The organism is Ruminococcus sp. YRD2003, assembly GCA_900109435.1.
In the GTDB taxonomy this organism is placed as follows: Bacteria; Bacillota; Clostridia; order Oscillospirales; family Ruminococcaceae; genus Ruminococcus; species Ruminococcus flavefaciens_G.
Genome location: FNZT01000012.1, coordinates 58,469 through 79,794 on the forward strand (window position 1 = coordinate 58,469; position 21,326 = coordinate 79,794).

Here is a 21,326-nt window from a genome sequence, read left to right on the forward strand (position 1 = left end):
TCAGAGACAAAAGCCTCCAAATACAACACAATTATACCACTGTTATATATGATTGTCAATATGTGCGTATAATAATTATATATGCAATACCAATTATTGCCTGTTCAACAAAACAGTCAACGCTTTAAGGGCTGTACTTATACGGAAGCATTACGGGACACTTATCGGGGGAAACCTTTCTGAAGAAAGGTTCCGCCAACAGCGGCGGTCCCCTCTGTCGCTTCGCGACATCTCCCCGCACTGCGGGGAGTCACCCCCGAGCCCCTTTCCAAAGACTTTTAGTCCAAATTTTGCCCCTATGGAGTACTCTCATGAAAAAAAAAGACTAACTCTTTCCATACAAGGAGAGTACCCCATAGGGGCAAAATTTAAATTGAAAGTTTTAGGAAGGGAGTTTGAGGGAGAACCCTTTTTCAAAAGGGTTTCCCTCAATAAATACTCCGTAATGCTTCTGTATGCGTACAGCCCTTGAGGCGTTGACTTTACGTATCAGCCGCAGAAAGTGAAGACCTGTCCTTCGCCTGCGCCCTCAACGGCGTCATACCAGTAAACGTTGTTGCTTGCAAACACGAAATTCATCTCGCCGCTGCCGTTCTGATAATCCACGGTTTCGCTTACAACCTCGCCGTTCTCGTTGTATACGTAGGACTTCCTTACACAGTTATCATAGGATACACAAATACCCTCATCGCGGCAATCCACCTTGCCGCTCATATCCCAGACACTTGTCTCGGAAACGCTGCCGCTCCATGAAATGTGTATTGCAGCCTGATCGGTGCCGCAGCAGGAAACGGTCATCATTGCACGTCCGTTTGAGTATGTGCCGATGAAGTTCATCATGGGGTTCTGTCCGTCGCTTGCAGTTGCATTGCGGGCATTGTCGTTCTCGAAGGTGTAGCAGAACTGGTAGCCCGAGTAATATGTTACTGTCTCGGGAGTGCTGCCGTTAGTTATGGGAGCTGCAACGATCACCCAGCAGGCAAAATCCGTGTCGGGAGCAGTACCCTTTGTGCAGCTGATGATCTGCGCGCCAGAGCCGATCTGCTCTCTTACATTTGCGATAGCCGCAGCCTCGTCAATGCCGATGTTGTCAGCCTTTGCGGCGGCTGCGGGAGCAGTGTTCTTTGCCGCTGTATTTTCGGCAGAAAGCTGCTCTGCCTTTACTGCGTTTGTATTTGAAGCCTTGTTTTCAGCCTTTACCGCGTTTGTACCTGTGGTTTTTGTCTCAGCCTTGACGGTCGTTGAAGCGGTCGTTACTGCTGCCGTTGTCGATACAGAAGTCGTTACTGATGCACCGGATGCGGGAAGTGAAGATGCAGGGACGTCTGAGCCGCAGCCCGTCAGCATAACTGCTGCACCTGCGAGAGCAGCGATGGCTGCTATTATCATCGGAGCAGTCTTTCTGCTGCCCTTTACGTTGTTTACCTTGTTCTGTGCGTTGAAATTTCTCATTGTTTTTTCCTCCTGTTTTTCTGCGCTTTTTTTACGCTTTGTGTTTTCCATGACTATATCATACCACAGTATTTCGGTCCGTTCAACAGATAATATGCCGCCGAAATGTAGTTAAAGTTACACTCGGGAGGCGAAGTGTAAACAAAACTACATCCGACCTGAAAATTGTATCATAAAAAAGCGGGCGCAGGTGCAGCAGAAAAGCAGAGCCTGTCGTCCCGTAAACTGCGAAAACGGCGCCTGATACCGAGATCAGGCGCCGCAAATCAATTCTTCATTATAAAATTTTCCGTATTCTTGTCGAGGTCTGAAAGTATCCCCACGATGAAGCTCTCGGGTTCGGAAAGACCGCCGAGCACCCATTTCTCCACAACCGCGATACAGCCCTGAGCACGGTAGCAGCTGAGGTACTCTATGTGTCCGTCATTGAGCCTGCTGTCCTTTTGCTCGCTTATCAGCTTGCGGAAAAGTCCCTCCATCAGCTTGCCGAACTTCTCCCGCAGGTCGTTTGTGCCGTTGCGCGAGAATATCATGCCGAAAACGCTCTTATTATCCCTGATATAGCCGATGAGGCAGGAGAAGAACTCCTCCGAACGAAGCTCATCAAGCTGTAGTATCAGCAGTCCGAGCTCGACGAGAACGTCCTCCTCTATCTTGTCATAGAGGTCGTAGACGTCGAGATAGTGCTTATAGAAGGTAACGCGGTTCACATCGGCTCTGTCGGCTATCTCCTGCACGGTTATCTTGTGCAGTTCCTTATTCGCGAGCAGCTCTGCAAAGGCGTCACATATCGCTTTTCTGGTCTTGAGAGTGCGTCTGTCGGTCTTCTTTTCACTCATTTTTATCACCGATCCATATAGTTGTTGTCTTTATCAATGTCTGTTTTGCCCTCCGCGAACGAAGTGCGGGGCAATGAGAACACATTTATTATACACCATATAACAATAATAGTCAACGCCGCAGCATACGACCATTTCAAATTTTACTTGACTTTTATGTAAGAATAGGATATAATGATTCCAAACCTGAACAAAATATTTGTTTTTATGCGGATCGGGATGATGAAATGGACTATACTATAAGTATCACGAATAAATGCAATCTCAGATGCAGCTACTGCTACGAAAGGCATCTTAATACGGAATACGGCTGCATCGGCGGCGAGACCCGCAAGCAGATAGCCGACTTCATAAACAGCCGCAGTGATGCGGATACGGTATACCTCTTCGGAGGCGAGCCGCTGCTGTATAAGGACACCGTAAAATATTACATCGAAACACTCAGAGCAAACCGCTTCGTCATCACTACCAACGGCACGCTTCTCGACGAGGACTTCCTGAAATGGTGCGAGGGCAGGAGCGTTATCATCAATATGTCGCACGACGGCAGGGATTGTCCCGAGCGCGGAGCAGATACCGCTCTCCTCGATGCGAACCTGAAACTGCTGCTGAAGTATCAGCCGAAGGCGCTGGTGCAGCTCGTCTATACCGAGGAGACGCTCCCAAAGCTGTACGACAATATCCTGTATCTCAAAGAGCTCGGAGCAAAGAAGGTCTCGGCGACTATGGACTCGTTCCTCGACCCGAGCGACCCCGACAGCTTTGGCGACATGATGCGCGAGCAGTGGCGGAAGATAGCTTCTATCCCCGATTTGTTCGTGTATGAGCTCGCCACGAAAATTGATACTATCAGGAACAAAAAGTCCAGCCTTTGCGAGATATGCAAAAAGAAAATATTCATCAACTGGGACGGCCGCTTCTACCCCTGCGTACAGTTCCAGAACATACCCGAATACCGCTGCGGAGATGTGTCCGTCGGCATTCAAGCCGAGCAGACAAGGAAAGCCCACCCCGACTATCCCATGCGCTCGGAGCGCTGCAAGGGCTGCGAGATAGCGGAATACTGCCGCAACTCCTGCGCGTGCAGAAAAATGGCGACGACGGGAACTGTCAGAGACATTTCCGAAGCCGCTTGTATGGAGGAACAGGTGCAGATACTTACTGCACTTGAAATAATTGCCAATGATAAAGGAGGAAAGAGACCATGAGAAAATTCACAAAAGAGATATCCGCGCTTTTAGCCACAGTCGCTGTCGGCACCTCGGTGAATGCAGCCACAGCCGCGTCCGAGAATGAAGCCGTAAAGACTGAGGGCGTCGCGATGATATCCGACACCGAACTCGAGCAGTTGGCCACTACTATGGTCGGCACCACAGTCGCAGAGCCTTTTACGACAATGTATGAGGACACATATTATGAGGGCGAGATGATGCCTGATGCGACATACCTCGCGGGTGATATCATAGGTACTCCCGTGACAGAGCCTATCTACACAGTCGGCACAGAGGTAGGACCTGTGACCACTACCACCACCACCGACGAGTGGGGCGGCACGGCTATGATAGGCACACAGGTCGGACCGTATACAACGACCACCACGACTGAAACGACAACATATTGTGAAGGCACAACGACGTCAGAATACACTTCCACCTCTACCGAAGACACATGGATCGCGGGCGGAATAATGGACATTCACTACGGCGATGCCAACGCAGACGGAAAACTGTCGCTAGCCGATTCCGTGGCAATACTGCAGTTCATCGCCAACAAAGACAAATATTCTATGCCCCGTTCTGCTCAGAAATCCGCAGACTGCTATAACCCGGGCGACGGCGTCACACCTATGGACGCCCTTACGATAAAGAGAGTTGACGCAGGCGAGATAGCCGAGTATGACCTCCCCGTGTATCCAGACTGCGAGAGCGGAGCGTGCTGATTTTTCAATAACAATATCCGTTTAGGCTGATATCCAAAAACTTGCCCCTATGGGTCGTCCTGATACAAACAGAATCAGGAAAGTGTCCCATAGGGGCAAAATGTTTTGTCTGAAAGCCTGTGAAACAGAGCCTGTATCCTCGCTCTCACACTGTGTGCGGGCAGAATGTTCCACGTGGAACATTCTGCATTAAGGGGGCTTTTTGCCTGTTTCACGCGCTAATGCTCGCTGAGTATCTTTTCGAGGTCGTATCTGTGCATATTCAGCACCTTCTCGAATTGGTCGCGCGGCAGCGGCTTGTCGAAGATATAGCCCTGAGCGTGTCGGCAGTGGTTGGCGCGGAGTATCTCTATCTGCTTCGTGGTCTCGACGCCCTCCGTGATGCATTCAAGCCCGATATCCAGAGCCATCGCTACAACGTGACGGTACATCAGGCTCGTGACGCTCTGGTCGTTCTCGTTGTCGGCGGGAAGGAAGCAGCGGTCTATTTTCAGAACGTTCCACGGTATCTCGCGGATGAGGTTGAGAGAGGAATAGCCCATTCCGAAGTCGTCGACAGAGGTGCAGATGCCCTCGTCCTGCAAACCGCTTACAATGCGCTTCAGTACGCGGAATTCGACGTCTGTGGTAGTCTCGGTGAGCTCTATCTCTATGTACTGGTGCGGTACGCCGTGTCTGTCTATTATCTCGATGATGTGGTGGAGCAGGTCAACGTCTATGAGGTGCTTTCGCGAGAGGTTGACCGATGTCCTCACGGGCTCAATGCACGCGTCGAGCCACCTGCGGATATCCGAGCACACGATGTCGAGGATGTAGAAGTCGAGGCGGCAGATGTCGTTGCTCTGCTCAAGGACCGGGACAAATGCGGCGGGAGATATCAGATTGTCGCCGTGCTGCCAGCGGCAGAGCGCCTCTGCACCGATGACTTCGCCCGTATTCACGTCGACCTTTGGCTGGTAGAAAACCTTGAATTCCTTCTTGCTGAGGGCGGGCTCAAAGAGCTGTATGATGCGCATTTCCTCGCCCTTTTTCTTTATCATGTCCTCGCTGTAGAAGGTTATGGACTCGCCGCCCTCTGCTTTGGCGGTCTGGTAGGCGCTGAGCATCCTGTCCATAATAGCGCTGCGCGAATGGAAGTTGAAATCCTCGGGTATCTTGAATATTCCTGCGCTCGCGGAAACAAGTACGCGCCTTTCGTTTTCCTTGTCGTAGTATATGGGGACTCCGCGGAGAAGCGACATAACGTGCTCGAGAAGCTCGTTGCGTATCAGCACGATGAAGGAGTCTCCTCCGAGACGGCTGATGATACCGTCGGTATCGGCTATGGCGGCTATGAGCTTGTAAAAGTTGCGGAGGACGATGTCTCCGTTTGCTCTGCCGATATCCTGATTGATGACGGAGAAGTGGCGCAGATTGAGCATTATAGCGGTATAGCGACCTTTCAGCAAGCCCTGACTGTTAAGCCTTTCCGCCTGTCGCATGAAGGCACGGCGGTTCTTGAAGCCGAAGTCGTCATAGAATCCGAGGGCTTCAACCGCTGAGGCGAGCCTGTTGCGCGCAACAAAACTGAGCAGCTGGCGCTCTATGAGGTCGAGCCTCTGCATATCGCGCTCCGAGAGAGGCTCTTCGTCCTCGGGACGGTAGATAGTGCCCTTGATGACAGCCTGCGACTTGGTGAGGACACGGTGCTCGATTATAGCAGGTCCACCCTTTCCGTTGTCGTAGTCACAGATGATCTCGCCCTCGCCGAGGCGCTCCTTTTCTTCATTCGTGTAGAACTCGGTCACACCCTTGGAGATGCGGAAGAGCTCGCAAAGCTCGGTGAGCACACTGATGAATCTGTCGCGGTCGAAACTTCGTAGGTTATTCATTTCCGAGAGCAGCTGTTCAAGCAGCATATAGTATTTTTCACTTGATGTCTCCACAAAGATGCCTCCTTTCGGCATATGTGCAAGCTATAGGCAGCACCGTACAAAGACCGCCTGATGGCTTTGCGTGGCGATGCTGCATTTCAATTATAACATATAAATAAAAAAATTGCAACAGGTTTCAGGATTTTATTTATTTTTTCAAAACAAAAGGTAAGGGGCAGACCTCTCCTTGGAAGGGCCTGCCCCGTAAGATACCTGCGATACGTATGAGCCAAATGGCTGAATACGGCGGTTTTTTCAGAATTCTAATGCTGCTGTGAATTTTTTGTCCCTACAGTTTACGGTGAGTCTGTATCCGCACACGGTCGCTGCCGAAGTAGTCGAAGCCCTACGCCCTGTTGAGGAGGTCGTCGCGCGTGACTGTTTGACATCAATTATATCTTCAAAGCAGCAGCTTGTCAAATGCGGCACGGGGTGTGGAATTGACATTTATCGTTGGCGATGATATAATGTTTTTAGTTCTAATAAAGGTATATCCCAAAGGAGGAAAACAATGCACAAGGAATTTCTCATGGGCAACGCTGCCATTGCCCGAGGTGCAGTCGCCGCAGGTCTCAACGTCATAAGCGGCTATCCGGGCACGCCTTCGACCGAGGTGCTCGAAACTGCTGCAAAATATAACGACGGCAGCATCTATGTCGAATGGTCGGTAAACGAAAAGGCTGCTCTCGAACTCGGCGCAGGTGCGGCTTACTGCGGAGCGCGCTCAATGGTGACCATGAAGCAGGTCGGGCTAAACGTCGCCTCAGACCCGCTGATGAGCCTTGCTTACATCGGTGTAAAGGGCGGTATGGTTATTATGGTCGCGGACGACCCTGGTCCGATATCCTCGCAGACGGAGCAGGATACCCGCCATTTTGCGTCGTTCTCGAAGCTGCCGTGCTTCGACCCGTCGTCGGTGCAGGAGGCATACGATATGATACAGGAGGCGTTCGAGTATTCGGAGAAATACCGCACTCCCGTCCTGTTCAGACCTACCACGCGCGTCTGTCACGGCTATGCATCGATAGAGGTAAAGGACGAGAGCGAGTGCGTGAAGAATAAGCCCGAGGGCTTTGTGAAGGACTCGTCGAAATGGGTCATCTTCCCGCGCCTTTCGTATAACGCGCACATCAGCATAGAGAAGCGCAATGCCGAGCTCTCCGACGTTTTCTCGGACTACAGCCGCAATTACATCATCGGGGACGAGCGCACATACTGCATCGGCAGAACGCTCGAAAATCAGGCTTCCGTAAGGAAGGGCATTGCCTCGCACGGCATCAGCTTCACCTATGTGCAGGAGGCGCTCGCGGGAAGAGAAGCTCCGAAGGTGCTCAAAGTCTCGACGCCTTTTCCATTCCCCGAGAAGCTTGCGGTCGAGTTCCTGAGCGGGCTCGATGAGGTGCTCTGCATTGAGGAGCTCGACCCCGTTATCGAGCGCGAGCTGACCTATATCTGCGGAAAGTACCACCTCGGCACGAAGATACTCGGCAAGCTGACGGGGAATGTAAAGACTGCGGGTGAAAACACCTGCGACAGCGTTGCCGCAGACATTGCCGACTTCTTGGGGTGGGAGAAAAAGCCCGCGGCAGAGCTGCCGCCTGCTCCCGAGCTGCCGATACGTCCGCCTGTGCTGTGTGCGGGATGTCCGCACAGAGCGAGCTTTTATGCGGTAAAGGAAGCGATGAAGGGCAAAAAGGCTGTATTCTGCGGAGATATCGGCTGCTATACCCTCGGCAACGCCATGCCGCTCGACATGGTGGACACCTGCCTCTGTATGGGCGCGGGGGTCAACATCACTCAGGGTATCGGCAAGATAGAGCCTGATACGACCTGCTTCGCATTCGTCGGAGATTCGACGTTTTTCGCCTCTGCGATAACAGGCGCGATAAACGCGGTGTACAATCAGGCGGATATGACACTCATCGTCCTTGACAACTCCACGACCGCAATGACAGGTCATCAGCCTCACCCAGGCACAGGCCGCACGATGATGGGACAGGTGGTCGACAAGGTCAATATCGAGGCTGTACTCCGCGGCGTCGGGCTCAAAACTGTCGAGACCGCGGACCCGCTCGACCTCGGCAAGGCTGTGGAGACCGTGAAGCGCGTTGCCGCTGAAAAGGGCGTAAAGGCGATAATATTCAAGTCGCCGTGTGCGGTGCTCATCAAGCCCGAAAAGCCGTACAGCATCAGTGAAGACAAGTGTATCGGATGCAGGAAGTGCATAAACAGCCTCGGATGTCCAGGAATCGTCATTTCCGACGGCAAGGTCACGATAGACGGTACGCTCTGCACGGGCTGCGGACTTTGCAGTCAGGTATGCCCCGTGAATGCTATAGGAGGTGAGCGTAATGAATAAGAATATCCTGCTCTGCGGCGTGGGCGGACAGGGCATCGTCCTTGCGTCGAAGCTCACCGCCTCATGCGCAATGGAAAAGGGACTTCAGGTCATGAGCGCCGAGACTATCGGCATGGCTCAGAAGGGCGGAAGCGTTTTCAGCTTCCTGCGCATCGGAGAGTGCATTTACAGCCCGATGTTCGGTCAGAAGCAGGCGGACATCATCATCGCCTTCGAGCCCGCCGAGGCTGTGCGGATGCTCCCTTATCTCAGGGACGGCGGTACGGTCATCGTGAATACGCGACCGATAATGCCCGTCACTGCGGCGCTGAAGGCTTCGGACTACAACGGGACGGAAATGCTTGACTACCTGAGAAAGACGACAGAAAATCTGATAACAGTGGACGGCGACAGCGTTTGCCGCGAGCTCGGCTCACCGAAGGTGCTGAACATGGTGATGCTCGGCGAGGCGATAAGGAGCGGCGTTCTGCCGTTCACAACAGACGACGCAGCAGAAGCAATGAAGAAGAGCGTAAAACCACAGTTCGTTGAGCTCAACGAAAAGGCTCTGAGACATAATATGTGATCATGAAAGGAACGAACGACCATGCAGATCTCAGAAAAGCAGATAGAACTCGTCAACAGCCGCATACAGGCACTTGAAAAAGCAGGAAGCTTCTACGGAAAGAAGCTGAAGGAAGCAGGCATTACGGAAATACGCACCGCAGAGGACTTCGGGAAGCTGCCCTTCTCGGAGAAGAGCGACCTCCGTGACGCTTACCCACTCGGGCTCATGACTGCTCCCGAGGAGGAGATAGTACGCATTCACTCGTCATCGGGTACAACGGGTACTCCCGTAATAATCCCTTACACAGCAAAGGACGTTGACGACTGGGCTATAATGTTCAGGCGCTGTTACGAAACAGCTGGTATTACTAATTTGGACCGCATACAGATAACTCCCGGCTACGGTCTGTGGACGGCAGGCATAGGCTTCCAGAACGGCGCTGAGAAGCTGGGGGCTATGGTAATTCCGATGGGTCCCGGCAACACCGACAAGCAGCTCCAGATGATGCAGGATATGAAGAGCACGGTCCTCTGCTCGACTTCTTCATATGCCCTCCTGCTCGCCGAGGAGATAGAAAAGCGCGGCATCAAGGATAAGATACACCTGAAAAAAGGCGTTATCGGCTCGGAGCGCTGGAGCGACAAGATGCGCGAGCGTATCCATAACGAGCTGGGGATAGAGCTCTTCGACATCTACGGGCTCACCGAGATTTACGGTCCAGGTATCGGTATAAACTGCCCCGGCGAGACGGCTATGCACTATTGGGACGACTTCATCTACCTTGAGATAATCGACCCCGCAACAGGCAAAAACGTCCCCGACGGCGAGGTAGGCGAGATAGTCATCACCACCCTTGTCAAGGAGGGCGCGCCTCTCATACGCTACCGCACTCACGACCTGTCAAGGATCGTCCCAGGCAAGTGCAGGTGCGGACGCTGTTACCCGCGTATCGACGTCATCATGGGTCGCACAGACGATATGATGAAGATAAAGGGCGTAAACGTGTTCCCGAGCCAGATAGAGGAGGTCATCGGCTCATTCGATGAGATATCGAGCGAGTATCAGATACGCATATCACACCTCGACGGCAAGGACACCATGCGTATCTACGTCGAGGCAACGGGCGACCACGACTGGGCTTCGCTCAGCAAGCGCATTGCCGAGAAGGTCAAGAGCCGCATAGGCTTCACTCCTATCGTTAAGATAGTGGAGATAGGCGTGCTCCCGAGAAGTATGAAAAAGACCGCCCGCGTTATAGACGAGCGCTACGACTGATGCCGACTTTTGCCCCATAGGGGGCTCACGAAGTTAAAAAGCACCGCACATTGCCTTATTCGGGCTTTGTGCGGTGCTGCTTTTATTTACTTTGTACTTGTACTTGGAGCTTTTTGCCGCGTTCGGAGCAGGTTTCGAGGAAATGACGGGAAGTTTCTGAGATCATTGTTGCAAAATCATTGAAATAATGGTATAATGGGTTATCTTCGATAACAGGAGCTCTGCTATGTATTACTATATCAAAAATACGCTTGAAAAGGCTAAAAGCCCCGATATCAGCGGAAAGAACGGGCAGTTCGTCGCGGTGCTGACGTCCGCTGAATGGCTGGAAAACAGGGATAAGTTCGATATGGGCATCGAAATGGATATTGACCTTTCCGCTGTACATTCTACCAAGGCTGAAGTCAATTACGACTCGCTGACGGGCACTTTCTCTGTCCCCGACAGGGATAATATCTCGGGGCCGAACACCAATTTCGCCTTCGCCCTCGACGAAAAGGGCATCGTCTTTATCGACGACAGCGGCTTTGTTGACAAAACTATCGGCTGTATCATAAGCTCCAAGCGCTGGACTGTGCCAAGCCTCGAACGCTTCATTTACGACTTCCTCGAACAGATCGTGGCGCGCGATCAGATCATCCTCGAGCGGGTGGATAAGGAACTTGACACGATAGAGTCGAATATCCTTGACGGCGAGGAAAACGACCCGTCGCAGAGAGTCAGCCGCATCAGAAGCGACCTCAGAGATATGCGTATCCACTACGAACAGCTTCTCGACCTCGGTCAGGAGCTTGAAGAAAATGAGAACGACTTCTTCAACGAGAACAATACCCGCTACTTCCACCTCTTCACGCAGCGTATCTCGCGACTGCATGACCTGACGTCCTCGCTGCGCGAGTATTCCATTCAGATACGCGACCTGTACCAGTCACAGCTCGACATAAGACAGAACCGCATCATGGCTCTGTTGGCGATAATCACTTCGATCTTCATGCCGCTGACACTTATCGCAGGCTGGTACGGTATGAACTTCAAATATATGCCCGAGCTTGAATACAAGTGGGCTTATCCTGCTGTGATCGCGGTCAGCATTGTGATCGTGATAGTCAGCCTGATCTTTTTCAAAAAGAAGAAGTGGCTTTGAGCTGATGCGGCAGCCTGCCTCAGCGAATACCCGAAATGATCTCAAATGGAGGAAATAACTATGACAACGACAGAATTTATCGATTATATGAACAGCGGTAAACAGGTCACGGCGGAGTGCGGTGTCCATCAGACGATGCACAGGCTCAGTCAGGAGGCTATCCGCATCACTATGGAGCTCAATAGCCGATATCATACGCCCGAGGAGATAAATGCCCTTATGTCGGAGCTGATCGGTGAGCCTGTTGAGGTAGGACTGTTCCCGCCGTTCTATACAGACTGCGGAAAGAACATTCACCTCGGTAAGGGCGTGTTCATCAATGCAGGATGTAAATTTCAGGATCAGGGCGGTATCTTTATCGGTGACGGTGCGCTGTTAGGGCATAATACGGTGCTCGCAACGCTCAATCACGGGCTTCTTCCCGAAGAGCGCCATGACCTGATACCGAAACCTATCCGCATCGGCAGGAATGTGTGGATAGGTTCAAATTCCACTATCCTTTCGGGTGTGACGATCGGTGACAATGCGGTCATCGGTGCAGGCTCGGTCGTCACAAAGGATATTCCCGAAAATATGATTGCGGTCGGCACTCCTGCAAAAGTGGTGAGGAGCATTTTTGATTGATGCTGGATCATCGCCTGTGCTTTCGGAAGGGGATATCTTCCGACTTGCAACCGAATGCCGCGATCGGCGGTATTCTTTACAGGCAGTGCATGAATTGCATATCCGACTATCAGATGGGAGATGGTTTATATGCCGAGCAGAAGCGGAAGATTCAGTGCTAAACTGAGCAAGGAAGATTTTTTGAAGCAAATGGCAGAAAACGGCTGGTTTACTGACGATGAAAGAAAATTTGTCAGCTCAGCTTATGATATCCTCGCAAAAGACCCGAAAAGAGGTTATATGCTCGACAGCTTTCTTGATGTCGAGCTGTGGAGTACAGAAGAGCATTACAGACACGAAAAAAAAGAAGGATTCCTGACAGACTTTTTGGATGAGGACCTTTTTACGGGACCTTTTATGTCTCTTGTGCAGAATTACAAGAAGAGTATCAAGCCCGTTTCAAAAGAGGAAGTCCTCAAGCAGCATCAGAAGGTCATGGGATATCCTTTTACCTTTTAGTACTTCATATCCATTTTCAACAAGCTCATCATTATATTGATCAATATATCGGCTGATAGTCCTGATATCTACTTTGAAGAAACTTGCTGTCATTTCACGTGTGAAATACAGTTTTTCATTCCATAATATACCTTCAACATTTCTTCAACAGCAATTTCGTTATTGAGGATATTCTGCCTGTCCAGCCTTGATGTTGTTAAGTCTTTGGGCATATATTCATCTCCTATCAATAGGTTTTATGGCTTAAGAATGATAATAGACCAGAGCGTGTCCGTTGCCTGATATTGTGAATGTAAGGCCATTCACGATCTCATCTATATAGCCTTATTATATCTCTTTTCCCTCGGAATTGCAACAAGTCTGAGGATATCTTTGATTACTTTAAGCGGAAGCTTAAGGTTATGTGGTCAGACTCCGAAAGGAGCTGCTGTTGTTTTATCGAATTGAACTGTCGCAAAATATGCGATAGTTATAAATTGCGATCGTATAAAAACGGGAACAGCTTTGAGCCGTTCCCGATTTTTACATTATCATCAGATTTTTATAACTACCTCTATACCGCTGTCAACAGCCTTTCGGAATTTCTCACCGTCAGCAGGACTTCCTACCACTGTTCCGTAGTGAATGGGTATCGCGTACTTAGGACGGATAGTGTTAGCGAGCTCCGCAGCCTGTAAAGCATCGGTAGTGAAAGTTCCTCCCGCAGGAATAAAAGCGATATCGCACTTGACCTGTTTGTTGTCGGGAGTGATGTCCGTATCGCCTGCGATGTAAATGCGTCCGTGGTCGGGACTGTCGATGATGTATCCCAGCCAGCCGTTGGACTTGGGGTGGAAGGGCTTGCCTATATTGTATGCAGGGACAGTCTCGAATCTGACGCCGAGAACTTCAAACTGCTCGCCTGCGGAGACCTGCTTAACGGTCAGACCAAGTTCCTTCGGCTCGTTTACAGTGTCCGGACAGACGATGATAGTGTCGGATTTCATCACCTTGCGGATATCATCAGGGGAGTAGTGGTCGAAGTGGCTGTGTGTGATGAGGATAATGTCGGCATCGTGCAGTGCGCAGTTGATGTTGTACGGATCGGAGTAAATGATCTTTCCTTCGTCAACGCGGATACTGCTTTGTTCGTTTATGGTTATGAAATCAAGCATGGTGAGACCTCCCTTTCGGTATTTTTCTACAATTATAGCATAGATCGGCGTGGATAGCAAGCAATTTTTCGTTGTTCATATAAAACCTGTGTATTATAGAGCTTTTATTGACACGGGAGTGATGCTATGGTATAATGTTTACTAATATAAATCGAGATTTGTAAGACGATTGAGGAAGTAGAATGTATATTGTTACAGCAGAAGAAAACCAGATAAAAACAATTGTAGACATATCTGTCAGAGCATTTGAAACAGACGTAAATGTCGGCGGTGCAAAAGGTGACTGTCCGCCCGGATATGATTCGGTAGAATGGCATAAACAGATGGCTCAAGAGGGGCATTTGTATCAAGCAATGATAGGAAAAGATATTGTGGGAGCAGCCGTCATATTCCCGGATGAAACAAAAAACAGTGTGTACATTGGCAGAATTTTTATTGACAGCATCTATCATAGAAAAGGTTATGGAATTCGTTTAATGGAGTGCATAGAAAAGAACTATCCATCTGCCGCGGAGTTTAATCTTGACACTCCAAGCTGGAATGTACGGACAAACGCTTTTTACGAAAAATTAGGGTATCAGATCATAAAAGAAGAGGACGGATTTGTTTTTTACAGGAAGACGAGAAAGTGAACTTCATTTAATTCAGGTTCTCACATAAATACTGATTTATCTCCGCAGCATAAACAAACACAATGCCCCTGAGCGTTAATTGAAACGTTCAGGGGCAAAACTGTATGTGCGGTTTTTTCACTCACAACAGGTATCCATATCTGGCTTTTGTAGTCGGGGGAAATCCTCGATGTCCTGATATTTTGTGGCTTTTGGTGTCAGGTGGCTTACAATAATTTTATTATTCTATCTCTTAAAAGTTGAATATCGTTATTTGTTGATAGTTCATCAAGTTTTGTAATAATTAAAAGTGCCTTTGTCTCATCATTGTACAGATATAATTCTTCAGTGTCTATAACTAAAACATTTTCAGTGTAAAAACCTGAGGAAATAATCTTATCTTTAGATAATTTCAATTCTTTCAGTTGACAGTATTTTTCTAACTGCCCAATAATATTCTTTTCAGCAGATATAGATAATTTGACTTCAATAGGAAGATACTTGCCGTTTATTTTAATAACGTTATCGACAAATGATGCTGGATTACCATTTTTAATACAAGTACATTCTCTATATATGGTTTTGTTATCACCAAGCAGCTTTAGGAATCGGTCAACATAATATGTTCTGAATTGTATTTCAAGAAAAAAACTACGTCGGTATTTATTGACAACTTTAAGCCAGTTTTCATCGGTAACTTTTGATAATGGAATTGTTTCAGCAACAGCGTCTATAAAGTAATCTTCAACAATTGTATTCTTTTTAAGTACAAGTTCTTTTAGAAAATGATATTGACTGCCAAAAACAGGTGTTATACTGCTTTGTCTTGATACAGTAATTACGGAATTAAAGTCAGGAATATCTATTGGCTTTTCAAGTAGAAATACATTATCTATTTCTGCATAGATATTACTTTTCCAATGAAGCGTTTGAGTATCAGAGTTATCATATTCAGGTGCGCCAGATACTTCTCCAATTGCAAAGATTTTACCACCATAAGTATCATAAATTTTTCTTGCTCTGATTAGAGCGTTCATCATAAACCAGAAAGAATTATTTTTGTAATTCTTCCTTTCAGAGATTAGTTTAGTTTTTAAGGCGCTTATTCTTGAATTTGCAGTTTTTGAGTGCATAAAAAACACAATATCGCCCTTTTTACACCATTTGGGAGCTGTCCAAGAATTTGAACGACTTTCGTATTCATCGTTGGTATATTTAAGACAATTATTGCCATCTAATAGGCAATAATAATCACATCCAAGTAGCATTTCTACATTAAACATACGAGCGTAATCATATAATTCTTCTAACGAAGTAGGAAACGAAATATTAGATATATAGGCTTGTACATATTTCATTTTGTTTACACCTCATTCTTCTTAAAATCCACTCTCACCAGTGCCTTGCCATTAGGCAGGGGATATGACTCCTGCAATATAAGAGAGTAGCCTATTTCGTTCATGGCAGCCGTGAGTGCCTTTTCCTCCATTTGGTGATGAACCTCGTCAAGTCTGTCGAAGGCTCGCAGGTACGGTGACTCCGACACCCACTGCTCCGCGTCTGTGTTTATCTGTATCACGCAGGAAACGTACTCGGGAGCGGTTTGCAAGACGGCTCGCTGGAACGCTCCGTAGCCGATGTACTCGATAAGCAGGTTCGCTATCAGAAGCTGTGCCTGCGGGAGCTTCTCCGCCTCGTTTATAAGGTCGATGTGCAGGCACTCCAGAACTCCCGAAAGCTGAGTATATCGCTGAGATACCGCACTGAGGTAGTCCGCATTGATGTCCACACCGTAGACCCTGCGGAACTTGTCGGTGTCGATATGCTCAAGTCCGTTTCCGCCTGCAACTCCCAGAACTGCGGCAGTCTCCACAGGATAGGCGGCGAACTGCTCCTTCATTATGGAATCGAGAGCCTGAAGCTGCCGCACAGAATCAAGGCTCATGTGCTTTTCGTAGTCGTCAAGACTTATTTCTTCCCATGGGTTGCTCATATACAGCACCTTTCCAAATCGTATTCATCATCTATCAGAAAATAGTCAAGTCCGTAACTGAGACAGCCGCGGAGATATTCCTGATTGTCCTGTATTATATCCTCAATACTGAGGTCATTGGAGAGCCTTTTCTCGATAGCGTTCCCGAAGCTGACAATGTCACTGAAATGGCTGGTTATGTAGCTTTCACTCATAACAAGGCAGATGTATTTTATCTGCGACAGATAGTCGGCGTCAAAGCTGTTCTTCCAGTCAAAGGGAATATAACAGCCCTCGATTATGAGATCCTGTTCGTTTTCAATGGCAGTCTTTATCATCTCTTTCAGGATATTCCAGAGGTATGCCGTCAGCTTGTCGTCGTCATAGGGAGTGAGCTCGGTCTGACCGCTTCTTATAAGCCCCATTTTAAGGTGGTCGATAGACAGGTAGGGGTACTTGTATTTTTCAAGCAGTTTCTGCGCGAGAAGCGTTTTCCCTGTATGCGAAGCACCTGTTATCAGTATTATCATAGTAGCCGCGGCTCCTTTCCGATAGTTTCCATAATTATATCATATTTGGGGGAGTTTTTCAATAAAAAACAGCTCCTGTCCGTGTGGATGTGAGCTGTTGTCAGTTATCGCAAAATATGCGACAACTCATAGTAGTGTGCATTTTTTGCACTTTCCTTTTGGCGGTCGTACTGAGACTTGAACTCAGACATCGGGATTCCCCGATTACTCATAGTTTAGCAAACTGCTGCCTTACCGATTAGGCTTATGCGACCATTGGTGACGGATGCGGGGTTCGAACCCGACATTTAGAGGTTGAGAGCCTCTCGTCCTGACCTGTTAGACGAATCCGCCATATTGGTGGGCAAGGTAGGAGTCGAACCTACGGTGTATCAAAGTCACGGATTTACAGTCCGCTGCAATCGCCACTATGCACACTTGCCCATATGGGGTGGTCGAAGGGAATCGAACCCTCATTTTCAGAGCCACAATCTGACGTCCTGCCATTAGACGACGACCACCATAAATATATTTGATGTAAATAAACCTCCGTAAGCGAAAGCAGACTATCGCTTTTGACGAAGTGAGCGAGCTTGCGAGCGACAACGTGACTGCGGTCAAGCTGGCTCAGCTTGTGGTGACGGATAGGGGGATCGAACCCGCTATTTAGAGATTGAAAGCCTCTTGTCCTGACCGATTAGACGAATCCGCCATATATCTCCGCTCAGAAAAGGGCGGAGGTTTTATTGGTGGGTAAGGTAGGACTCGAACCTACAGCGTTTCTATGTCACGGATTTATCCCCCAAGGGGACTTCATCGCTACGCTCACAGCGCATCCGCTGCCTTCACCAATTCGGCGCACTTACCCATATTTCGCCACCTATATACGGGTGACGATTATTATTTTATCTATGGTCACATCAAACATATCCGCAAGTATTATTAGGTTGTCGATAGTGGGAACAGCGTCCCCACGCATCCACTTGAATATAGCCTGCGGAGTATTGAAACCGCATCTTGCCTGTACATCGGATATCTTGAAGCCTTTGGCTTTGATTATATTCTTGATATTATTACCTGTTGCTTTTACGTCGATTATAGGCATCGCGAGCAACTCCTTTCTCTGTATTATGATAAAACAAAAACACCGCCTGCTTACATACAGACGGTGTTTATCATTTGTATGGATCACAACACAAAGAAAGTGCGTTTCCGAAATGACTATCCACTACGTTTATCTGTATGCAGCACAAATAGAGCCTCTTCACTCTCGTGATAGAAACTTTCTTCATAGTGTTCGCTATACAGATAGATCATAGTAAACTGTCTCATTTCGGGTAACTCCTTTCGTAATAATTCTTGTTACAGAGGTCGCTTTCGACCGTTCCTGTTCTGACTACACCTGTATTATAACATAGCCTTTCGGAAAAAGCAAGTAAACCGTGGGTATAGTCTTTGAAATTCAATTTTTCCTACAGATTTAGTGGCAGCTGATATTCATTAAGATCATTATCTTTTTTGAACGTCATTTCCAGTAACTCTGCAGACCGACCTCGTATTCACGAATGAAACAGCTCACCAAGCGCGTCTATCCTGCACTGGGACACAAGCGGATCGACAAGATAACTGCGCGCGACATTCAGCGTTTCATTACCGACATGATGATAAACGGCAGGAATGAGACTACAGGTAAACCGCTCTCGCGCAAGACAGCGGTCCACCACCTGAGCTTCATCAGCGACGTGTTTACATACGCGATACGAATGGGTATGCTCAGCGACAATCCGTGCAGGCGAGTGTTCGTGCCAAAGCAGGAGCAGCTCGAAAAGGAGATATTCACTCTGGACGAGGTGAGGACTCTGTTCGCAAATCTGGAAAACGAGCCGATGAAGTATCAGCTGTACCTTATGCTTGCGATATACAGCGGCTTCCGTCGAAGCGAAATGCTGGGACTTGAGTGGAAGGACATCGACTTTGAAAATGACCTCATCCACGTCAGACGTACATCGCAGTACACCGCAGAGAAGGGTATATACACGGACACCACCAAGACGCGGAGCTCCAAGCGTGTATCGAAGATGCCCGGGATAATAATGGACCTGCTGAGGCGGTTCAGAACGGAGCAGACCATCGAGGCACGACGGCTCGGGACAAAGTGGGTGGAGAACGACAGGCTGTTCACGAAGTGGAACGGCGAACCTATGAATCCACAGACACCGTTTGAGTGGCTGAAGGGCTACTGCGGACGTGTGGGAGTGCCCTTCAAAAATATTCATTCCCTGCGTCACCTGCACGCGAGTCTGCTTATATTCGAGGGAGTGGACGTGGTTGCGGTCTCGGCTGATATGGGTCACAGCGTCTTAGGAACAACTTTGAATCTGTATTCCCATATGTTCCAGGAGACGAGGGCTCGCAACTGCGAGGCTATCACCAACGCTCTGAAGTTCGCTCATCAGCCTGCGGAGTGCGTGAAATATGACGTTCAGAACCGCGGCGGTGAGCAGTTCGGGACATAAAAATGACCGCAGAGCCAGAACTCTGCGGCACAGCTGAAAATAGTTAAAAGTGGTAATAAGTGGTCAGTAAGTGGTTACGGGTAGTTGGTTAAAATAATAAAAAACTGCAAATGGCTTAAATCAGCCATTTGCAGTAACCAATTAATGGTGACCCGTACGGGAATTGAATCGACCGGAAGAGCTTTAGTGCTCTTTAGTAACTTGCGAAAACAGCTGAAAAATAGGCTGATTTCAGAGCTCGATTTCGAGTGCCTTTTAGTATTTTAAAGCAGTTTTCAGTAACAATATGTGGCTAACAAGGGGCTGAAAGGTTATGATCATTTCACAACAAACGTTTTGACTAAGCTTGACGGTGATTATGATGATTTTACTCTCAGTTTATTAGTGTTCCCTTCACCAGCGATTTTTTCAATGACATTATCGCTAAGCATATCATCGACTGTATTTGTCAGCTTCTTCGTTATGCCCTTATATCCCATAGCAAATGCGAGCTCTGTCATGGTAAGAGGCATACTTTTCAATGCGTCAATGATCTTTTTTTCATAGGCAGCTTTCTTGTCAGTTTTCTCGCTTTTATCAAGGAAATAACTATGCACAGGTATTGTAACAGAAAGATAACTTCTGTTATCGTCCATATCAAATGTAAGCAAGTCGGAGCCGTTTTCACGGAGAGCTTTTATTGCATTGGGAAAGCCAGTATTTCTGCCCTCGATAAGTCTCAGTTCTTTCAGGAAATCACCTATCCTGCGGTTGCGGTAAATTCTCGCACGAATAGAGTAGTTTGCGATGCTTTCATCGGATATGCTTCTGTCGAATCCGGGGAAGCTGGTTATCTCAATACTTTCGGGAGTAATTCTTACAGTTATCGGCTCGCTGGTCTGATATGAACGATGATAAACTGCGTTCGAGAGTATTTCCTCAATGGCAGCGTAAGGATAGTTGTATATCTTTACTGCTTCCGCCTTTGATTTGTCCTTTATGATAACTTCCTTGACGGTGTAGTTTTTGATGTATGCAAGCGCGTCCTTCAACTGTCTCTGTATTGGTCCGGTGAAAACTTTCTCGACCATGTTAGTGCCTGTAGGGTCGGGGATATCAACTACCTCGATACGGGCGTGGCGGAAGTATTTTTCAGGCTGTTCCGAGAACATCAGTATGCCGACATTCAGAGGTTTGATACGCTCGGTCGGACCGGAAACAAGCTGCATATCAGTTGCTATCTCCAATGCTGTCATTTTCTTGGAGCGTTCATACAACGCACTGCCTATTTCTTTCAGATGATTACGCATAAGACCGATATCCAGATCATCAACCTCAGCAGCGAGGTTCGGACGGTCATCAAATGGAATATCCGTTGAGATATAAAACAGCTCCTTTTCTTCCTCGGGTGAAGCGATTATGGTACTGCTGAACTTACGGATATAATAATACTTGCTTGACTTGGAAGCTTCCTTGCCATAAACGTCCTTGGAAGCCTTGTAGGGACGTCCGTAACCGCCGGATACCCATATCACTATGACATATGCGTCGTGATACAGCACAGGCTCAACAACAGGGTTATACAGCGGCTCTATGCAGTGACAATAGCCCACAAGCTCTTTCAGTATATTATCTATACGGCTCTGCTCGATGCCCTTCACAGGGAACACGGGTGAGCCGTCTTTTTCTTCTACGCCGACGATGATGTAACCGCCGCCGAGATTGTCTATATCATTTGCGAAAGCACATATCGAGTGTATTACCGCATTTGGGTTAAAATCGCTTTTGAACTCTATCCTGGTAGATTCAACTACCCGCTTATTTATCAAATCTTCGATATTTACAGGAATTGCCATGCTTACCGCCTCCTTAACTCGATACTATTATACATCTGCAAATCAAATTTGTCAAGTCACTCGACATAATTTTATCGAGTTGCTCGACAAAAATCCGTCGAGTTGTTGTTTTGTCGAGTCGTTTTGCTATAAACTTAAT

General features: G+C 48.2%; 20 protein-coding genes, 6 tRNA genes and 1 pseudogene. 11 read left to right on the top strand and 16 right to left on the bottom strand.

The window, feature by feature from the left end; translation table 11 throughout:
* Positions 1-489 precede the first annotated feature (489 nt).
* Together BMX22_RS11215 and BMX22_RS11220 are read right to left on the bottom strand one after the other, a co-directional pair.
* Positions 490-1,452: a hypothetical protein gene (locus tag BMX22_RS11215; protein WP_074742534.1), complete on the bottom strand. Its 963-nt coding sequence runs from the start codon at positions 1,450-1,452 to the stop codon at positions 490-492.
* Between the two features lie 266 nt (positions 1,453-1,718).
* Entirely contained in the window at positions 1,719-2,291 is a 573-nt protein-coding gene (locus tag BMX22_RS11220) for a TetR/AcrR family transcriptional regulator (protein ID WP_074742535.1), read from the bottom strand.
* 227 nt (positions 2,292-2,518) lie between these two features.
* Here BMX22_RS11220 and BMX22_RS11225 point away from each other — a divergent pair, with 227 nt between their 5' ends.
* Positions 2,519-3,499, top strand: a complete 981-nt coding sequence (locus BMX22_RS11225; protein ID WP_074742536.1) for a radical SAM/SPASM domain-containing protein — start codon at positions 2,519-2,521, stop codon at positions 3,497-3,499.
* Positions 3,496-4,230, top strand: coding sequence for a hypothetical protein (locus tag BMX22_RS11230; protein WP_074742537.1), 735 nt, complete (start codon positions 3,496-3,498; stop codon positions 4,228-4,230). The genes BMX22_RS11225 and BMX22_RS11230 overlap by 4 nt, the downstream gene beginning before the upstream one ends.
* Before the next feature lie 218 nt (positions 4,231-4,448).
* Here BMX22_RS11230 and BMX22_RS11235 read toward each other — a convergent pair whose 3' ends face one another.
* Complete coding sequence (locus BMX22_RS11235; RefSeq protein WP_177173021.1) at positions 4,449-6,155, bottom strand: GGDEF domain-containing phosphodiesterase; 1,707 nt, start codon at positions 6,153-6,155, stop codon at positions 4,449-4,451.
* 499 nt (positions 6,156-6,654) lie between these two features.
* On the opposite strand from BMX22_RS11235, the gene iorA reads away from it, so the two are divergent.
* The 6 genes from iorA to BMX22_RS11265 all read left to right on the top strand — a co-directional run bounded on the left by iorA (position 6,655) and on the right by BMX22_RS11265 (position 12,590).
* A complete protein-coding gene (gene iorA / locus BMX22_RS11240) occupies positions 6,655-8,502 on the top strand; it encodes an indolepyruvate ferredoxin oxidoreductase subunit alpha (protein WP_074742538.1) in 1,848 nt (615 codons plus the stop codon).
* The gene (locus BMX22_RS11245; RefSeq protein ID WP_074742539.1) at positions 8,495-9,067 is read left to right on the top strand and encodes an indolepyruvate oxidoreductase subunit beta; all 573 of its coding nucleotides are present in this window, start codon (positions 8,495-8,497) and stop codon (positions 9,065-9,067) included. Before iorA ends, BMX22_RS11245 begins: the two co-directional genes overlap by 8 nt.
* Before the next feature lie 21 nt (positions 9,068-9,088).
* A complete protein-coding gene (locus BMX22_RS11250) occupies positions 9,089-10,324 on the top strand; it encodes a phenylacetate--CoA ligase family protein (RefSeq protein WP_074742540.1) in 1,236 nt (411 codons plus the stop codon).
* 226 nt (positions 10,325-10,550) lie between these two features.
* Complete coding sequence (locus BMX22_RS11255) at positions 10,551-11,468, top strand: CorA family divalent cation transporter (protein ID WP_074742541.1); 918 nt, start codon at positions 10,551-10,553, stop codon at positions 11,466-11,468.
* A gap of 60 nt (positions 11,469-11,528) precedes the next feature.
* A complete protein-coding gene (locus BMX22_RS11260) occupies positions 11,529-12,092 on the top strand; it encodes a sugar O-acetyltransferase (RefSeq protein WP_074742542.1) in 564 nt (187 codons plus the stop codon).
* A gap of 129 nt (positions 12,093-12,221) precedes the next feature.
* The gene (locus tag BMX22_RS11265) at positions 12,222-12,590 is read left to right on the top strand and encodes a hypothetical protein (protein WP_143055521.1); all 369 of its coding nucleotides are present in this window, start codon (positions 12,222-12,224) and stop codon (positions 12,588-12,590) included.
* An 89-nt stretch (positions 12,591-12,679) separates the two neighbouring features.
* Here BMX22_RS11265 and BMX22_RS16885 read toward each other — a convergent pair whose 3' ends face one another.
* Both BMX22_RS16885 and BMX22_RS11270 read right to left on the bottom strand, forming a co-directional pair.
* Positions 12,680-12,802, bottom strand: a complete 123-nt coding sequence (locus BMX22_RS16885; RefSeq protein WP_318259734.1) for a hypothetical protein — start codon at positions 12,800-12,802, stop codon at positions 12,680-12,682.
* A 321-nt stretch (positions 12,803-13,123) separates the two neighbouring features.
* Positions 13,124-13,744 carry an MBL fold metallo-hydrolase gene (locus BMX22_RS11270; RefSeq protein WP_074742544.1) on the bottom strand — a complete coding sequence of 207 codons (621 nt, stop codon included), beginning with the start codon at positions 13,742-13,744 and terminating at the stop codon, positions 13,124-13,126.
* Positions 13,745-13,926: 182 nt separating this feature from the next.
* Between BMX22_RS11270 and BMX22_RS11275 the strand changes: the two genes are divergently transcribed.
* The gene (locus BMX22_RS11275; RefSeq protein WP_074742545.1) at positions 13,927-14,376 is read left to right on the top strand and encodes a GNAT family N-acetyltransferase; all 450 of its coding nucleotides are present in this window, start codon (positions 13,927-13,929) and stop codon (positions 14,374-14,376) included.
* 206 nt (positions 14,377-14,582) lie between these two features.
* Here the strand turns inward: BMX22_RS11275 and BMX22_RS11280 are convergent, their stop codons facing one another.
* The 10 genes from BMX22_RS11280 to BMX22_RS11320 all read right to left on the bottom strand — a co-directional run bounded on the left by BMX22_RS11280 (position 14,583) and on the right by BMX22_RS11320 (position 17,941).
* Positions 14,583-15,713 (bottom strand): hypothetical protein, encoded by a 1,131-nt coding sequence (locus tag BMX22_RS11280; RefSeq protein ID WP_074742546.1) that lies wholly within the window; start codon positions 15,711-15,713, stop codon positions 14,583-14,585.
* A 5-nt stretch (positions 15,714-15,718) separates the two neighbouring features.
* On the bottom strand, positions 15,719-16,348 hold the full coding sequence (locus tag BMX22_RS11285) for a methyltransferase type 11 (protein ID WP_074742547.1): 630 nt from the start codon (positions 16,346-16,348) through the stop codon (positions 15,719-15,721).
* Positions 16,345-16,857, bottom strand: a complete 513-nt coding sequence (locus BMX22_RS11290) for an AAA family ATPase (protein ID WP_074742548.1) — start codon at positions 16,855-16,857, stop codon at positions 16,345-16,347. Before BMX22_RS11290 ends, BMX22_RS11285 begins: the two co-directional genes overlap by 4 nt.
* A gap of 159 nt (positions 16,858-17,016) precedes the next feature.
* A tRNA-Ser gene (locus BMX22_RS11295) sits at positions 17,017-17,111 on the bottom strand.
* Positions 17,112-17,113: 2 nt separating this feature from the next.
* Positions 17,114-17,190, bottom strand: a tRNA-Glu gene (locus BMX22_RS11300).
* Positions 17,191-17,194: 4 nt separating this feature from the next.
* A tRNA-Tyr gene (locus BMX22_RS11305) sits at positions 17,195-17,280 on the bottom strand.
* A 3-nt stretch (positions 17,281-17,283) separates the two neighbouring features.
* A tRNA-His gene (locus BMX22_RS11310) sits at positions 17,284-17,357 on the bottom strand.
* A 114-nt stretch (positions 17,358-17,471) separates the two neighbouring features.
* Positions 17,472-17,548 (bottom strand) — tRNA-Glu (locus BMX22_RS11315).
* A gap of 35 nt (positions 17,549-17,583) precedes the next feature.
* Positions 17,584-17,704: transfer RNA gene (locus tag BMX22_RS16525), tRNA-OTHER, on the bottom strand.
* A 12-nt stretch (positions 17,705-17,716) separates the two neighbouring features.
* On the bottom strand, positions 17,717-17,941 hold the full coding sequence (locus BMX22_RS11320; protein WP_074742549.1) for a helix-turn-helix domain-containing protein: 225 nt from the start codon (positions 17,939-17,941) through the stop codon (positions 17,717-17,719).
* Positions 17,942-18,389: 448 nt separating this feature from the next.
* Between BMX22_RS11320 and BMX22_RS17060 the strand changes: the two are divergent.
* Together BMX22_RS17060 and BMX22_RS11325 are read left to right on the top strand one after the other, a co-directional pair.
* Positions 18,390-18,620 (top strand): annotated as a pseudogene (locus BMX22_RS17060) (phage integrase central domain-containing protein); the annotation flags it as partial.
* Entirely contained in the window at positions 18,606-19,352 is a 747-nt protein-coding gene (locus tag BMX22_RS11325) for a site-specific integrase (RefSeq protein WP_318259735.1), read from the top strand. The pseudogene BMX22_RS17060 and the gene BMX22_RS11325, both read left to right, overlap by 15 nt.
* Positions 19,353-19,708: 356 nt before the next feature.
* Here BMX22_RS11325 and BMX22_RS11330 read toward each other — a convergent pair whose 3' ends face one another.
* Positions 19,709-21,187 (bottom strand): RNA-binding domain-containing protein, encoded by a 1,479-nt coding sequence (locus tag BMX22_RS11330; RefSeq protein ID WP_074742550.1) that lies wholly within the window; start codon positions 21,185-21,187, stop codon positions 19,709-19,711.
* Positions 21,188-21,326 lie beyond the last annotated feature (139 nt).

Coding starts and splice junctions, on each gene's coding strand:
- BMX22_RS11215 (WP_074742534.1), bottom strand. CDS start 1,452: ATGAGAAATTTCAACGCACAGAACAAGGTAAACAACGTAAAGGGCAGC.
- BMX22_RS11220 (WP_074742535.1), bottom strand. CDS start 2,291: ATGAGTGAAAAGAAGACCGACAGACGCACTCTCAAGACCAGAAAAGCG.
- BMX22_RS11225 (WP_074742536.1), top strand. CDS start 2,519: ATGGACTATACTATAAGTATCACGAATAAATGCAATCTCAGATGCAGC.
- BMX22_RS11230 (WP_074742537.1), top strand. CDS start 3,496: ATGAGAAAATTCACAAAAGAGATATCCGCGCTTTTAGCCACAGTCGCT.
- iorA (WP_074742538.1), top strand. CDS start 6,655: ATGCACAAGGAATTTCTCATGGGCAACGCTGCCATTGCCCGAGGTGCA.
- BMX22_RS11245 (WP_074742539.1), top strand. CDS start 8,495: ATGAATAAGAATATCCTGCTCTGCGGCGTGGGCGGACAGGGCATCGTC.
- BMX22_RS11250 (WP_074742540.1), top strand. CDS start 9,089: ATGCAGATCTCAGAAAAGCAGATAGAACTCGTCAACAGCCGCATACAG.
- BMX22_RS11255 (WP_074742541.1), top strand. CDS start 10,551: ATGTATTACTATATCAAAAATACGCTTGAAAAGGCTAAAAGCCCCGAT.
- BMX22_RS11260 (WP_074742542.1), top strand. CDS start 11,529: ATGACAACGACAGAATTTATCGATTATATGAACAGCGGTAAACAGGTC.
- BMX22_RS11265 (WP_143055521.1), top strand. CDS start 12,222: ATGCCGAGCAGAAGCGGAAGATTCAGTGCTAAACTGAGCAAGGAAGAT.
- BMX22_RS16885 (WP_318259734.1), bottom strand. CDS start 12,802: ATGCCCAAAGACTTAACAACATCAAGGCTGGACAGGCAGAATATCCTC.
- BMX22_RS11270 (WP_074742544.1), bottom strand. CDS start 13,744: ATGCTTGATTTCATAACCATAAACGAACAAAGCAGTATCCGCGTTGAC.
- BMX22_RS11275 (WP_074742545.1), top strand. CDS start 13,927: ATGTATATTGTTACAGCAGAAGAAAACCAGATAAAAACAATTGTAGAC.
- BMX22_RS11280 (WP_074742546.1), bottom strand. CDS start 15,713: ATGAAATATGTACAAGCCTATATATCTAATATTTCGTTTCCTACTTCG.
- BMX22_RS11285 (WP_074742547.1), bottom strand. CDS start 16,348: ATGAGCAACCCATGGGAAGAAATAAGTCTTGACGACTACGAAAAGCAC.
- BMX22_RS11290 (WP_074742548.1), bottom strand. CDS start 16,857: ATGATAATACTGATAACAGGTGCTTCGCATACAGGGAAAACGCTTCTC.
- BMX22_RS11320 (WP_074742549.1), bottom strand. CDS start 17,941: ATGCCTATAATCGACGTAAAAGCAACAGGTAATAATATCAAGAATATA.
- BMX22_RS11325 (WP_318259735.1), top strand. CDS start 18,606: ATGCTCAGCGACAATCCGTGCAGGCGAGTGTTCGTGCCAAAGCAGGAG.
- BMX22_RS11330 (WP_074742550.1), bottom strand. CDS start 21,187: ATGGCAATTCCTGTAAATATCGAAGATTTGATAAATAAGCGGGTAGTT.